Origin of the sequence: Akkermansia biwaensis (assembly GCF_026072915.1) — a bacterium.
GTDB lineage: Bacteria > Verrucomicrobiota > Verrucomicrobiia > Verrucomicrobiales > Akkermansiaceae > Akkermansia > Akkermansia biwaensis.
In genome coordinates this window covers 2555590-2570256 of sequence record NZ_AP025943.1, presented here as the reverse complement: position 1 = coordinate 2570256, position 14667 = coordinate 2555590, and the positions used below count along the sequence as shown (strand labels likewise).

At 60.4% G+C, this 14667-nt stretch carries 12 protein-coding genes; all 12 read left to right on the top strand.

Annotated features, from left to right (window positions below):
- Nucleotides 1-344 precede the first annotated feature (344 nt).
- Nucleotides 345-779: a MarR family transcriptional regulator gene (locus tag OQH67_RS10635; RefSeq protein WP_215436320.1), complete on the top strand. Its 435-nt coding sequence runs from the start codon at nucleotides 345-347 to the stop codon at nucleotides 777-779.
- Nucleotides 780-989: 210 nt separating this feature from the next.
- Entirely contained in the window at nucleotides 990-2213 is a 1224-nt protein-coding gene (trpB, locus tag OQH67_RS10630; RefSeq protein ID WP_215436322.1) for a tryptophan synthase subunit beta, read from the top strand.
- 91 nt (nucleotides 2214-2304) lie between these two features.
- The gene (locus OQH67_RS10625; RefSeq protein WP_215436324.1) at nucleotides 2305-3243 is read left to right on the top strand and encodes a phosphotransferase; all 939 of its coding nucleotides are present in this window, start codon (nucleotides 2305-2307) and stop codon (nucleotides 3241-3243) included.
- A gap of 16 nt (nucleotides 3244-3259) precedes the next feature.
- Entirely contained in the window at nucleotides 3260-4732 is a 1473-nt protein-coding gene (locus tag OQH67_RS10620) for a CHASE2 domain-containing protein (RefSeq protein ID WP_215436326.1), read from the top strand.
- Nucleotides 4729-5184, top strand: a complete 456-nt coding sequence (locus OQH67_RS10615; RefSeq protein WP_215436328.1) for a low molecular weight protein arginine phosphatase — start codon at nucleotides 4729-4731, stop codon at nucleotides 5182-5184. Before OQH67_RS10620 ends, OQH67_RS10615 begins: the two co-directional genes overlap by 4 nt.
- Before the next feature lie 47 nt (nucleotides 5185-5231).
- Nucleotides 5232-5705 (top strand): L,D-transpeptidase, encoded by a 474-nt coding sequence (locus tag OQH67_RS10610; RefSeq protein WP_215436330.1) that lies wholly within the window; start codon nucleotides 5232-5234, stop codon nucleotides 5703-5705.
- A gap of 152 nt (nucleotides 5706-5857) precedes the next feature.
- Complete coding sequence (locus tag OQH67_RS10605) at nucleotides 5858-7237, top strand: cytochrome ubiquinol oxidase subunit I (protein ID WP_215436333.1); 1380 nt, start codon at nucleotides 5858-5860, stop codon at nucleotides 7235-7237.
- Between the two features lie 24 nt (nucleotides 7238-7261).
- Complete coding sequence (gene cydB / locus OQH67_RS10600; protein WP_215436343.1) at nucleotides 7262-8299, top strand: cytochrome d ubiquinol oxidase subunit II; 1038 nt, start codon at nucleotides 7262-7264, stop codon at nucleotides 8297-8299.
- A gap of 80 nt (nucleotides 8300-8379) precedes the next feature.
- Nucleotides 8380-11136 (top strand): 2-oxoglutarate dehydrogenase E1 component, encoded by a 2757-nt coding sequence (locus tag OQH67_RS10595; protein WP_215436346.1) that lies wholly within the window; start codon nucleotides 8380-8382, stop codon nucleotides 11134-11136.
- A 13-nt stretch (nucleotides 11137-11149) separates the two neighbouring features.
- Complete coding sequence (locus tag OQH67_RS10590) at nucleotides 11150-12244, top strand: 2-oxo acid dehydrogenase subunit E2 (protein ID WP_215436348.1); 1095 nt, start codon at nucleotides 11150-11152, stop codon at nucleotides 12242-12244.
- Nucleotides 12245-12519: 275 nt separating this feature from the next.
- Nucleotides 12520-13941, top strand: coding sequence for a cytidylate kinase family protein (locus tag OQH67_RS10585; protein ID WP_215436351.1), 1422 nt, complete (start codon nucleotides 12520-12522; stop codon nucleotides 13939-13941).
- Between the two features lie 64 nt (nucleotides 13942-14005).
- A complete protein-coding gene (locus OQH67_RS10580) occupies nucleotides 14006-14446 on the top strand; it encodes a pyrimidine dimer DNA glycosylase/endonuclease V (RefSeq protein WP_215436354.1) in 441 nt (146 codons plus the stop codon).
- Nucleotides 14447-14667 lie beyond the last annotated feature (221 nt).

The following is a 14667-nucleotide window of genomic DNA, read 5'->3' as shown; positions in this document are numbered from 1 at the left end:
CATCCTCATCCGGCAGGGCCTTGTCATCCTGCATCCATCTTTTTCCGGCATTTTTGACAGCTATAAATGCCGGACACGGAAATGATTTATTTTCTCAGCAGGTTACGTAGCTTTTTTACATGTTATTCACATTGTATCATCAAAATAATATCATTCTATTCACATTCAACATATTGTATAAAAGTTACCACCAAAAAGCGTACTATCCGCAAATGTAAAATTTTAATAAAAATTTATCTTTTTGACTTGCTCCGGAAAGATGCGGGAGGTAGGTTTGCCGAACCGCCGGACAGCTTCCGGACGCGAACACAGCACCAAACTTACCCCAAACATTCACAACGTCGATGAACTCCATTTCTGAAGAAGCAAACAAGCTGGCGGACTTCGTCCTGCTCACCCAGCGTTCCTGCATTCTCAACCTTTCTCCGGAACTGAATGAAGGCAAGGTTTCCTACCCTCAGTTTTTCCTGCTGACCTATCTGGCCAGCGAGGACTTCCTGAGCATGTCCAGCATCGCGCAGAAGATGGGCCATTCCACGGCGGCGGCGACCGGCATGGTGGACAAACTCCAGGAAATGGGCTACCTGACCCGCATGAGCGCGGCCAAGGACAGACGCAAGATCATGGTCGCCATCACTCAGGAAGGGCGGGAACTGGTGGACCGCATGCGCCAGAACATCGTCCGGGACCTGGCCGCCCTGATGGCCGGTACGGACCATGAGGCGCGCCAAGCCATCGCGGACACCGGCAAGTCCATCAAAAGACGCCGCCTGGGCTGAAAACCGGCGCAGGCCCGTTTTCTTTCCCCCTCCCTGCCAGCCATGCGGGGAGGACGTTGAAGGAGGAGTTTCTTCCTCGCGCCCGTTCCTGCCTGCCGGAACGCTTTTCACGACCGCTTTCCGGATCTTAAATCGGGCTTCCGGTGGAGATTGTTTTTGCCTGGGCCGGGTCATCGTGCTAAATACTGGCAGTCACGAATGAAACACACCATGGATCTCCATACTTATCTGCGCAATTTTCCGGATGCCCGGGGTCGCTTCGGCGAATACGGCGGCGTATATCTACCGGACGAACTCGTCCCCGCCTTTGAAGAAATCACGGAGGCTTACCAGACCATCGCCCATTCCGCCCAGTTTATCAACGAACTGCGCCGCATCCGCAAGCAGTTCCAGGGGCGTCCCACCCCCGTTTACCACTGCGAACGCCTGTCCCGCCACCTGGGCACCTCCCAGATTTACCTGAAGCGGGAAGATCTGAACCACACGGGCGCGCACAAGCTCAACCATTGCATGGGGGAAGGCCTTCTCGCCAAATACATGGGCAAGAAACGCATCATTGCGGAAACCGGCGCGGGCCAGCACGGCGTGGCGCTGGCGACAGCGGCCGCCTTCTTCGGCCTGGAATGCGAGATTCATATGGGGGCGGTGGACATCGCCAAGCAGGCGCCCAACGTCACGCGCATGAAAATTCTGGGCGCCAAGGTCGTCCCCGTCACCCACGGGCTCCAGAGCCTGAAGGAAGCCGTGGACTCCGCCTTTGATTCCTACCTGAACAGCTACAAGGACTCCATTTACTGCATCGGGTCCGTGGTAGGCCCCCACCCCTTCCCCCAAATGGTGCGCGACTTCCAGATGTGCATCGGCGTGGAAGCCCGGGAACAATTCCTGGAAATGACCGGACTGCTTCCGGACGCCGTGTGCGCCTGTGTGGGCGGCGGCAGCAATTCCATGGGCATGTTCACTGCCTTCCTGGGCGACCCGCTGGACATTTACGGCGTGGAGCCGCTCGGCAAGGGCCCCAGGCTCGGAGACCATTCCGCCTCCATCACCTATGGAACCAAGGGCGTCCTGCACGGTTTCGAGAGCATCATGCTCCAGGATGAAGACGGCAACCCCGGCCCGGTCCATTCCGTGGCCAGCGGGCTGGACTACCCCTCCGTGGGGCCGGAACACGCCTACCTGCACGACATCGGCCGCGTGAATTACGTAACCGCTACGGACGAGGAAGCCGTGGACGCCTTCTTCAAGCTTTCCCGTTATGAGGGAATCATCCCGGCCCTGGAAAGCTCCCATGCCATTGCGTATGCCATGAAATGGGCTCAGGAAAACCCAGGAAGAGCCATTCTGGTCAACTGTTCCGGCCGCGGAGACAAGGACGTGGACTACGTCGTGGAAAACTACGGCTACGGAGAAAACCACCAGTTCCCCGCCTGACCCCGCCACTTCCCGCCTGCACGGCGGATGGAACCCGGCTCCCGCTCCATGCCATCCGCCGCGCTTTTAGCGGCTTCCTGCATTCCCCCCCATGAAAGAACTCTCCCGCCTGGTTCAACGGACCTTTCACGTCACGCCCCGGGAAGAGGACTTCCGGACGATTGCCCTCGGCGCATCCGGCCGCACCATCGTGCGCATCGGTCTTGGGGACCGGACCTGCATCGGCATCCTCTGGGGCGACGACCGCGCGGACAACGACTCCTTCATCCCCACGGACCGCCATTTGCGCGCCAACGGCGTCAATGTGCCGGAGGTCTATGACTACGAACCCCTCGCTCCCGGCTGCGGAGCGGCCCTGGCGGAAGACTTGGGGAACGACAACCTCCTGTCTTTCAGAAGCGAATCCTGGGAAAAACTCCGTTCCCGCTACATCCGGGCCATGGAACAGCTCCGCCTGCTACACGAATGCCCGTTTCCGGAAAACTTCTCCTTTCAGCCCTCCTTTGACGAATCCCTGTACCGCTGGGAGCAGGAATACTTTGCGGAACATCTGCTGGGCACGCACCTGGGCCTGTCCGCGGACGGCTTCCTGAACCATCCCGCGCTGCGGAAAATGGCGCAATTCCTGGCCGGGCTGCCGCTCTGCCCCGTTCACCGGGACAGCCAGTCCCAGAACGTGCACATCCATGCGGGAAAAACCTGGCTGATCGACTTCCAGGGCATGCGCGGCGGCCGCCCGGAGTATGACCTGGCTTCCCTGGTATTTGACGGCTACGCGCATCTGGAAGCGGAGCAGACGGACGAACTCCTCCGGGAATGGGAGCACCTCACCGGGCGCGCCCTGGACCGCGACATCTTCTGCGCGTGCGCCCTGCAGCGGCTCATGCAGATGCTGGGCGCGTACGCCAACATCGGCCACAACAAAGGGAAAACCTGGTATCTGAAACAAATCCCTGCGGGACTGGCGCATCTGCGCCGTCTTCTCCCCGGTTCCATGCTTGCCGAGCCGCTGGCAGGCATGCTAGAATAACTATTTGGCCGCCCTGATGACTCTTAAACCCAAATTCCTGCTTATTCTGTCCCTCTTCCAGCTCTCGCTGGGGCTGGGCTGGATATTCGGCTACCTGCTCATTCCCCCCACCGTCTTTTTTTATGAACAGGCCGCCGTCCGCGCCCTGCAAAAGGAATACCACACCGTAAGGACGGAGGGGCTGAATTCCGAAAGCGACATTGTTCTCCAGCCTTACGAGTTTTTCAACAAGGGACAGACGGCCCCTCTCCCCGTCGTCTCCCTGCATCGGGAATCCGCCCTGAACAGTTTCCCCACCTATCCGCCCAACCCGATGGACTATACGGTTCTGTTCCGCCACCTGTACGAACAGGGCGCCAGAAACGTTTACGCCATTGCCCCCATGGCCTGGGAAGAGGAACCCGACAACATCGTCAAATCCGCCGTGGGATATGAACTGGACCGCTTCCGCCACAAGGCGCTGGGGCGTCAGATGAGCGAATCATCCCGCAGGGCGTCCCTGCCGTCCGGCTGGAAGCATTTGGCCATCCCTCCCGGTAACATCATCGGAAAAACGGACCAATTCCCCCGTGCGGACAGGCTGGTGGGGGAAGAACCCCAGATAACCACGGAAGCCGGCACGCTGGGAACGGTCGTGGAAAACAGCGACCTGTTCTCCGCAAGCCAGGAAAGCGGCAAATCGTTCCCTCTCTTTGTCCGCTGGGGAGAAGACATCATCCCCACCCTTCCCCTCGTCGCCGCGCTGAATGCGCTGGACCTGGACCCGGAAGACGTCAGGCTCATCCCCGGCGATACCCTCCTCCTCGGCAACAGCCGTTCCATTCCGCTGGATGAATATGGCCGCATCCCGCTGGCGGAAAACAGCGGTCCCACGCTGCTGGACACGCAGGAAGTCATCGTTCCCGTTATGTCCGGCCTCCGTCCCCCGGATATGAGCGCCGTCAGAAAACTCCTCTCCTCCGCGGACGCCGTCATCGTTTCCGAACCCTTCACGCCTTCCGAGGCTCCCGACGCCCAGGCGCTCCTGACGGCGAAAACCATCCGCAGCATCATGGGAGCCCTGGCCCCGGCCCCGGCCATGCTGATTCCGGTGGCTCCCGCCTGGGTGCAATGGGTCATTGTGCTGGACGTACTGCTGCTGGCTACGTGGGCCCTCCGCTTCCGGAAACGGGGTCGCTGGCTCCTGTGGGCCTTCTGCATCCTGTCCGCTCCCGTCCTCGCCTGGTACCTTTTCTCCGTACACGGAGTCTGGTTCCCCGTCATGACTCCCGTCACCGGCGTGTTGTGCGTGGCCCTGGCCGGCAGCCTGATTCCCTGGTTTTCCCCTCCTTCACATGAAGCGGAAGAAGATGACGGGGAAGACCCGCCTCCCTCCGCCCTTCCGGAAAACGGAAACGGAGCCGGCAGCGTCCTTCCCCCGGACAACCTGTATCAGGAACCCAATGAGGTTCCCATCCCGCACCACCCCAAAAAACAGTCTGATTCATGAACCAGCGTAAAAAAATCCTCTTCGTCTGCACCGGAAACACGTGCCGCAGTCCCATGGCCGAAGGCCTCTTCCTGAAGCTTTCCGCCGGCCATCCGGAATGGCTGGCGGGGTCCGCAGGCACCGCCGCCTGGAACGGACAGGGAGCAAGCCCGGAAACGCTCCATGTCCTGAACGACCACGAAGTGGACCTCTCCGGCCATGCAAGCCGCGCCGTCACGCTGGAACTGGTGGAAGAAGCCACGGACATCTACACGATGACGGAAAGCCATCTGGCCGCCATGCTGGCCAACTTTCCCGAACACGCGGACAAGATCAGGCTGGTCACCTGCTACACGGACAACAGGAACATCAGTGACCCCATCGGATGCGGGCAGGCCGCCTACAACAACGTGGCGCGGCAGCTCACGGACGCCATTCGCGCCATCATCGCCCGCATGGAGCAGGAAGCCTAATCCCATTCCCATTCCCGTTCTCCTTTTCTCTTTTTTCTTTTCCCGGCATGTCTCCTCCCGCAGTGCTGCACATTAATCTTTCCCGGCAGAAGCTGACCCTGGAATCCGCCGGAACAATCCTGTTTTCCTGCCCTGTTTCCAGCGGGAAAGCCGGCACGGGCAGTCAGCAGGGATCAGGAAAAACGCCCCTGGGCCGCTTCCGCATCTGCAAAAAAATCGGAGCGGGACTGCCTGAGGACACCATCTTCGTCTCTCGGCTCCCGGTTGGCTGCTACCCGGCCGCCATCCCGGAGGGAATGAATGAACATTCTGACTTCATCCTGACGCGCATCCTGTGGCTGGACGGCCTGGACCCCGGAAACGCCAATACGCAGGAGCGCTACATCTATATCCACGGCACCAACCGGACGGACAGCCTCGGAACACCGGACTCCCACGGCTGCATTCGCCTTTCCCCGCAGGACATGCTGACCCTTTTTGACTTGACGGAAGAAGGCACGGAAGCGTTCATCCGCCTTTAAGCCCTTGTTTTTTAGAGAAAATCTAAAAAAGTTGTGAGAGCGGAAGGAAAATAATTGAACAAAGCCCTCTCCGGGATGTATAAAACATAAAGGTTCCGGAATTTGGCTGCCGGCATCTTGTTCCATAAACAACCACTCATCCCCAATCAATCATGGACGATCCGGTCTTATTATCCCGTCTTCAGTTTGCCGTCACCATCATGTTCCACTACATCTTCCCGCCGATGACCATCGGCCTGGGGGTGGTACTGGTGGCACTGGAAGGCCTCTGGCTGAAAACAAAAAACGAGCTCTACCACAAGCAGGCCAAATTCTGGACCAAGATATTCGGCATCATCTTCGCGCTGGGCGTGGCCTCCGGCATCGTGATGGAATTCCAGTTCGGCACCAACTGGGCGGACTACTCCCGTTGCGTAGGCGACATCTTCGGCAGCCCCCTGGCGGCGGAAGGCATCTTCGCCTTCTTCCTGGAATCCGGCTTCCTGGCCATCCTGCTCTTCGGCTGGGACAAGGTGGGGCCCAAAATGCACTTCTTCTCCGCCTGCATGGTGGCCCTGGGCGCCCATTTCAGCGCCATCTGGATCATTGTGGCGAACTCCTGGATGCAGACGCCCGCCGGCTACAAACTGGTGGAAGTAAACGGAAAAATCCAGGCGCACATCACCAGCTTCTATGACGTGGTCTTCAACCCGTCCACGGTGGACCGCCTGACGCACGCCCTGGCGGGGTGCTGGCTGGCGGGAGCCACGCTGGTGCTCAGCGTCTCCGCCTGGTACATCCTGAAAAAACGCTTTACGGGCGGCGCCAAGAAAAGCTTCAAGGTGGCGCTGGTCATCGGCCTGATAGGCGTGGTCGGCATGGGCATCACGGGCGACTCCAGCGCACGTGAAGTCTCCGTCCACCAGCCCGCCAAATTCGCCGCCATGGAAGGCGTGATGGAATCGGGGGCTCCGCAGTCGCTCCACCTCGTCGGCTGGATGAACCCGTCCACCCATGAAGTGACGGGCATCTCCATCCCGTACATGCTCACTTTCCTGACTCATCATGACCTGGATACCCCCATCACCGGCATGAACGCCATTCCGCAGGACGAACGTCCCCCCATCCTGCCCGTCTTCTACTCCTTCCACCTCATGATCCTCATCGGCTGTGCGCTGGGCGCCCTGTTCCTGCTGGGCCTCTGGGCGTGGAAACGCGGCTGGCTCTTTGAAAAACGATGGCTGCTCTGGTGCTTCGTCTTCTCCGTATTGGGGCCGCAGATTGCCAACCAGGTAGGCTGGGCCGTGGCGGAAATGGGCCGCCAGCCCTGGATCGTGTACGGCATCCTGAGGACGGAGCACGCCGTCTCCCCCACCCTCACCGCGGCGGAGGCACTCTCCTCGCTGGGCATGTTCTTCGTCATCTATACCCTGCTCCTGGCCCTCTTCCTCTACCAAATCACCCATAAAATCCACAAGGGCCCCGACCAGGAAGCGAAGGAAGACGACGGCACGGGTGAAGGCAAGCTTCAGGTACCCTTTGTCAAAGACTAATCCCCATCCCCCCCACTTAAAACCATGTTGGACAACCTCACTCTCGCAGACCTGCAAATCATCTGGTTCATCCTCGTCGGCGTACTCTTCTCCGGCTACGCCGTTCTGGACGGCTTTGACCTGGGAACCGGCACCCTCCAGTTCTTTATCAAGGGAGATGAAAACAGAAGACTGATGCTCAATGCCGTAGGCCCTGTATGGGACGGTAATGAAGTCTGGCTCATCACGGGCGGGGGCGCCCTCTTCGCCGCCTTCCCGTACGTGTACGCCTCCGTCTTCTCCGGATTTTACCTGGCCTTCATGCTCCTGCTGCTCACCCTCATCTTCCGGGCCGTCTCCATCGAATTCCGGAGCAAGCAGCCCATGCAGTGGTGGCGCAAGGGCTGGGACATCACCTTCTCCGTCAGCAGCCTCCTGGCGGCCCTGCTCATCGGGGTGGCCATGGGCAACGTCACCAGGGGCATCCCGCTGGACGGGCAGGGCAACTTCACAGGAACTTTCCTGAGCCTGCTGAACCCCTACGCCGTCCTGCTGGGCCTCACGACGGTGGCCCTCTTCGCCATGCACGGCGGCATCTTCCTGATGATGAAAACGCAGGGCAACCTCCAGCAGCAAATCAAAAGGCTCCTCAAGCCCTGCATCATCATCTTCACCATCCTGATCATCATTCACGGCGCGGCCACGCTCCTGTATGTGCCGCACGTGGCGGCGGCATTGGAACACTCTCCCTGGATCTACGGCATCGCCGCACTGGCTGCTGTTTCCATTGCGGCCATCTGGATATTCATGAGCAAAAACCGGTCGGGCTGGGCCTTCATCGCCTCCTGCTCCACGATGGGGTGCATGATGGCCATGTTCGGGGCCTCCATGTTCCCCAACCTGCTCTACTCCATGCCCAATCCGGAGCACTCCCTTACCCTCGTCAACGGTTCCTCCACCCGGGAAAGCCTGATGGTGATGACTTACATCGCCCTCATCGGCGTTCCGATCGTCCTCGCCTACTCCGCGGCCATCTACTGGGTCTTCCGCGGCAAGGTGCAGCTCAACGAGCACAGCTATTAATGGTTGGAAATTCCGCCTTCAGAAAGCGGACGACAACCAGCGAATAAACCACTGTTCCCCATTCCGTCCATCCTTCCCGCATGAACGCCTCCATCTTCTCCAGACTCACGCCTGAGGAAATCACGGCGCTCCATGAAACATGGAAAAACGATCCGCTGTCCGTAGATCCCCTTTGGGCGGCCTACTTTGAGGGATACGAACTGGGCAGCGGCGGCGCTCCGCGGGAAGAGGAAAACGCTGCGGACGCCTCCCCGTACACGGTTCCGCCGGAAAGCGCGGAAGGCCGCGGGCGCGTCAACCAGCTCATCCGGGCATACCGGGTCATGGGGCACAAATGCGCCCGCTTCAACCCGCTGGACTCTCCGGAGGAAGCGACCGTTCCCGTACGTCCGGAAGAACTGGGCTTCCGCCCGGAAGACATGGACCAGCCCATCAACATCGGCACCTTCCAGAAAGGGCGCATCTTCACCCTCCGGGAAATCATCGCCCACCTCCGGAACACCTATTGCGGGGCCATCGGATTTGAATACCAGCACATTGACAACCTGGAAATCCGCTCCTGGATTGAGGAAAAAATAGACCGCCGGGCGGACGGCGTGGACTACGGCCCGGAAACCCGCCGGGACGCCTTCATCCACCTCTGCAAGGCGGAACTGTTCGAGGAATTCCTGGGCAAGCGCTTTATCGGGGAAAAACGCTTCTCCCTGGAAGGGGGGGAAGGCGCCATTGTCCTGCTGGACGCCCTGGTCAAACGCTGTCCTGCGGCAGCCATCTCCCACGTGGAAATGGGCATGGCCCACCGGGGCAGGCTCAACGTGCTGGCAAACATCCTCCACAAGCCGCTGAAAACCATCTTTTACGAATTCACGCCGGACTACCTTCCGGAATCCCCCATCGGCCGCAGCGACGTGAAATACCACCTGGGCTATGCCGCCACGCGCCACGTGGACGGCGTACCCCTGCACATCAACCTCTCCTCCAATCCCAGCCACCTGGAAGCCGTCTACCCCGTAGTGGAAGGCCGCGCCAGGGCCAGGCAGCACAGCCTGGATGACATGGAAAGAAAACATGTGCTCCCGCTCATTCTCCACGGGGACGCCGCCTTCGCCGGACAGGGGCTGGTGGCGGAAGTGCTCAACCTCTCCCAGCTGAAAGGCTACCGGACCGGCGGTTCCATCCACCTGATCATCAACAACCAGATCGGCTTCACCACCAGCCCGGATGAAGCCCGCTCCTCCCATTACGCCACGGACGTGGCCCAGATGCTGGAAGCGCCCATTCTGCACATCAACGGGGAAAGCCCGGAAAACCTGATCTGGGCCGCGGAATTCGCGCTCCAGTTCCGCCAGAAATTCGGCCGCGACATCATTCTGGACATGTACTGCTACCGCCGCCTGGGACACAATGAAACGGACCAGGCCGCCTTCACAGCCCCCATGCAGACCAAAAAAATAGAGGCGCGCCCCACGGCGGCGGCCCTGTACGGAACCCTGCTCCGGGAACGGGGGGAACTGACGGAACAGGAGGAACATGGCATCAGGGAACGCATCTGGAACGGCATGCAGCAGGCATACGACCAGATGAAGGAGCACCCGGCGGACTACATCCTCCCGGTCAGCGCGCCGGATGCGGATGAATCCCCCATTCCCCGCCTCAGCGTGCGCACGGGCATCAGCCCGGACCTCTTCCGGCGCATCGGAGACATCCTGACGGAACTGCCGGAAAACTTCACGCCCCACCCTACCCTGGAAAAACGCTTCCTCTCCCGCCGCCGTGAAGCCTTCCGGGAAGACGGCCCGCTGGACTGGGCAATGGCGGAATCCCTGGCATGGGGATCCCTGCTCACGGAAAACCACACCGTTCGCCTCTCCGGACAGGACTGCCAGCGCGGCACCTTCTCCCAGCGGCATGCCGTCCTGCATGACTTCAACAACGGCTCCGTGTACACGCCGCTGGAAAAACTGAACCACGGCACCACCGCCTTCCGCATCTACAACTCTTCCCTGTCGGAAGCCTCCGTGCTGGGCTTCGAATACGGTTATGCCCTGGAAAGCCAGGACGCCCTGGTCATGTGGGAAGCCCAGTTCGGCGACTTTGCCAACGGAGCCCAGGTCATCGTGGACCAGTTCATTGCGGCCGCGGAAGCCAAATGGCACCAGAAATGCCGCATCGTGCTGCTCCTGCCCCACGGTTACGAAGGGGCTGGGTCCGAGCACTCCAGCGCCCGCATGGAACGCTATCTCCAGCTCTGCGCGGACGACAACATGCAGGTCATCAACCCGACCACACCTGCCCAATACTTTCACGCCCTGCGCCGCCAGATACACCAGAACGTACACAAGCCCCTCATCGTCTTCACGCCAAAAAGCCTGCTCTCCCGGCCGGAAGCCGCCTCCGCCCGCCGTGAATTCCTGGCTCCGTCCCGGTTCCACGAAGTACTGGCTGATCCGGAAAGCCCGGCTCCGGACAAAATCACGCGCGCCGTCTTCTGCACGGGAAAAATCTACTACGACCTGGACGCCTACCGAAAGGAACACGGCATCGCGGACACCGTCATCATCCGCGTGGAGCAAATCTACCCGCTGGCGCAGGAACAGCTTACCTACCTGCTCGCCCCCTACCAGAAAGTGCGCGACTTCGTGTGGTGCCAGGAGGAACCCTCCAACATGGGGGCGTGGGGCCATCTGCGCAACCGGCTGGGCCGCCTCTTCGCCACCTCGTTCCGCTATGCGGGACGCCCCCCCATGGCCTGCCCGGCGGAAGGGGCCAAGGCCCTGCACGCCGCCGCGCAAAAACGACTCATCGCCACGGCCTTCGGCCCGCGCGCCCAATCCTGACCATCACCATCCCATGAGCGACATCCTGATCCCCAGTTTCGGAGAATCCATCACCGCCGCCACCGTAGCCGCATGGCACAAGGGCTCCGGAGACGCAGTAGCCAGAGGAGACACCCTGGTCACGCTGGAAACGGACAAAGTCTCCACGGATCTGGAAGCGGATGAGGACGGCATGCTGGAAATCCTCGTACCGGAAGGAGCTGAAGCCCCCATCGGAGCCGTTCTGGGCCGCATTGCCCCGTCCGCCGGAACTTCCGTTCCGGAAAAGGAAGAGGCCACCGTGCTTCCGGAACCGGAAAACACCCCGCAGCCGGACGTAAAAAAGGCGGCATCTCCTCCGGAGGAACTCCCGGAACAGGCGCACGAACCGTCGGAAACGCTACGGGAAAAGCAATCCGCCGGGCCGGAACAGGCCGCACCCCGCTTCATCAGGAAACCCATGAGCCCCCTGCGCCGCACCATCGCGGCCCGGCTGGCACAAGTCCAGCACCAGGCGGCCATCCTCACCACCTTCAATGAATGCGACATGAGCGCCGTCATGGAACTGCGCAGGCAATTCAACGCCTCCTTCCGGGAAAGGTACGGCACCAAGCTCGGCCTCATGGGTTTCTTCATCAAGGCCGCCGTCAAGGCGCTCAAGGAAGTGCCGCAGGTCAACGCCAAAATAGACGGCACGGACATCGTGGAAAACCTGTACTACGACATCTCCGTCGCCATCGGCACGGACAAGGGCCTCATGGTGCCCGTCTTGAGGGACTGCGACCGGAAAACGCTCCCGGAACTGGAACTGGAACTCGCCGCGCTGGCGGAAAAAGCACGAAAGGGCGCCCTTTCCATGCAGGACCTGCAGGGAGGGTGCTTCACCATATCCAACGGGGGCACGTACGGTTCCCTGCTCTCCACCCCCATCCTGAACCCGCCCCAGAGCGGCATTCTGGGCATGCACGCCATCCAGGAACGCCCCGTCGTCCGAGACGGCCAAATCACCATTCGACCCATGATGTACCTGGCCCTCTCCTACGACCACCGCCTGGTGGACGGAAAACAGGCCGTGCAATTCCTCATCGCCGTGAAAAACGCCGTGGAAAACCCGGTATTCGAGCTGTAGGAAAACCTCCCGCCCCACCCCGGATCCAAAATCCCGGTACGAACGGAAACAGGCAAAACGGCCTCTTCCCCCGCACCCTCCTTCATGCGCGGCTTCGCTTCTCCAGCCGTTTCCCATGTCTATTCCCGGTCAGGGTTTCCGGGCGGAATCACAGGCGTCCGCCATCCTTCATGCCTGAAGCATCCATGTGAAAGCAAATGAAAAAAAGCGGCCACCGGAATTCCGGCTTTTGAACCCTTGACTTGATGCTGACATAAGGACTAACATCCGGTACCATGGCAGACTATCACGTACGGAGAAGCATTGGAGAACACATCCTGCGCAGCTTCGTCCTGGTGGCGGCCCTCTTCATCATGTCCCTGGGCATCGCCCTGTCCGCCAAGGCCAGCCTGGGGGTTTCCCCCATCTCCTGCACGCCCTATGTCCTCAGCCTGGCCCTCCCGCTGAGCATGGGGACCATCACCATCCTCATGCACCTGAGCTTTGTCGCCGTGCAAGCAGCCCTGCTCAAAAGGCAGTTCCGGCCCGTCCACCTGCTCCAGATCCCCGTGGTCTTCGTCTTCGGCATGCTGACGGACTTCTCCATGTGGCTGGTATCTCCGCTGGAACCGGCGGGGTACGCCTGGTCCGCAGTAATCTGCCTGCTGAGCTGCGTCATTCTGGGCTTCGGAGTCTTCATGCAGGTCAAGGCGGACGCCGTCCTGCTGGCGGCGGAAGGCATGAACCTGGCGTTCGTCAAACTCTTCAAATGGGAATTCGGAGCCGTGAAAACCGGCATGGACTGCACGCTCGTCTGCATCGGCCTCGCCTGTTCGTTTTTCCTGCTGCACGGCCTCTCCGGCATCCGGGAAGGAACCGTCGTGGCCGCCATTCTGGTGGGCATGATCGTCCGGTTCTTCAACAAACACGTATTCTGGCTGGACAGGCTGCTGGAACGCGCCGCACGGCCCGGCGCCATGCGGGAACCCCTGCCTTCCGCGGAAACGGCGGCCTACGCTCCGGATGCGCCTCTGGTCATCTCTATTGACCGGGAATACGGCTCCGGCGGCCACGCCATCGGCGCCATGATCGCGGAACGGCTCGGCATCCAATTCTACGACTCGGAACTGGTGTACCTCACTGCGGCGCAAAGCGGCCTCACGCCGGACTACATCCGCAGGCATGAACAACAGCTCGCCAGCCGCTTCCTTTACGAGCTCTACGCCCAGAACTACGCCTACACGGCGGAAGAACAGCCGCCGGAAGACGCAACCTTCCTGGCCCAGAGCAAAGTCATCCGGGACATCGCCGCCAAACACGCCTGCGTCATCGTGGGCCGCTGCGCCAACTTCATCCTGAAAGGCCGTCCCAACCTGTTCAGCGTCTTCCTCCATGCCGACCCCGCTACGCGCATGCAGCGCGTCGTGGAAAACTACGGCGTCTCTCCCCGCAGCGTAGCCCGGACAATGGACACGATGGACTCTCGCCGCCGCAACCACTGCCTGCACTACACCGGCCAGGAACTCGGCAACGCGCGCCTTTACGACTTGTGCATCAACACATCGGACTACGGCCTGGAACGCACCGCGGAACTCATCCTGGAAGCCGTCAAAACCCGGACGCAGGAAACTTCCGCCCCGGAACCCGTGCCCGCGGCGGAACAAACGCCCTCCCCCGCGAACGCGGAAAACCTTCAGGGAGAAATCGCCCTGGCCTGAAACATCCGGAATATTCCCCCTATTCCCCTTCAACGCCCGGATGCCCCTTGCTGTCCAAAAAATCATGAGGCTCTGGTCCCTTCACCCGTCATATCTGGATTCCGCCGGACTGGTCGCCCTGTGGCGGGAAGGTCTGCTGGCCCGGAAAGTGCTCTCCGGCCAGACCAAAGGCTACATCCATCATCCCCAGCTCCACCGTTTCCGGGAAACTCCCCATCCTCTTCAAACGCTGGACGCCTACCTGAAAGCCGTTTATGACGAATCCCTCCGCAGGGGCTACCATTTCGACCCTCAGAAAATCACACCCATGGAACCGCTCCCCCTTCTTCTCCTGCCGGACAAGCAACTGGAATACGAATTCCGCCATCTCCTGAACAAGCTACGGAAAAGGGATCTCCTCCGTTACGCCTCCCTGCTCACAGCTCCATTCATCCTCCCCCACCCCCTCTTTCGGGTGGAACCGGGGGAAATGTGCCCCTGGGAAAAACCCCGGGAGGAACAATGACCGGAGGTGAACATACATTTTCCCCATTTCCCCGCAGCGTGTCCGGCCATGCCCGGCAACCGTATTTCCCGAATAACATATTCCGGATTTTTCCTGCCGTTTAAAGTTAACAGGAAGCCAATCGGCTTCCTTGCCGGGCAGCCTCTTCTCTTCCCCGGCCCGCCCGGTTAAATTTTCTATTCACACAGATAAGCCGTACTACTGGCCTTTACATCTATTTT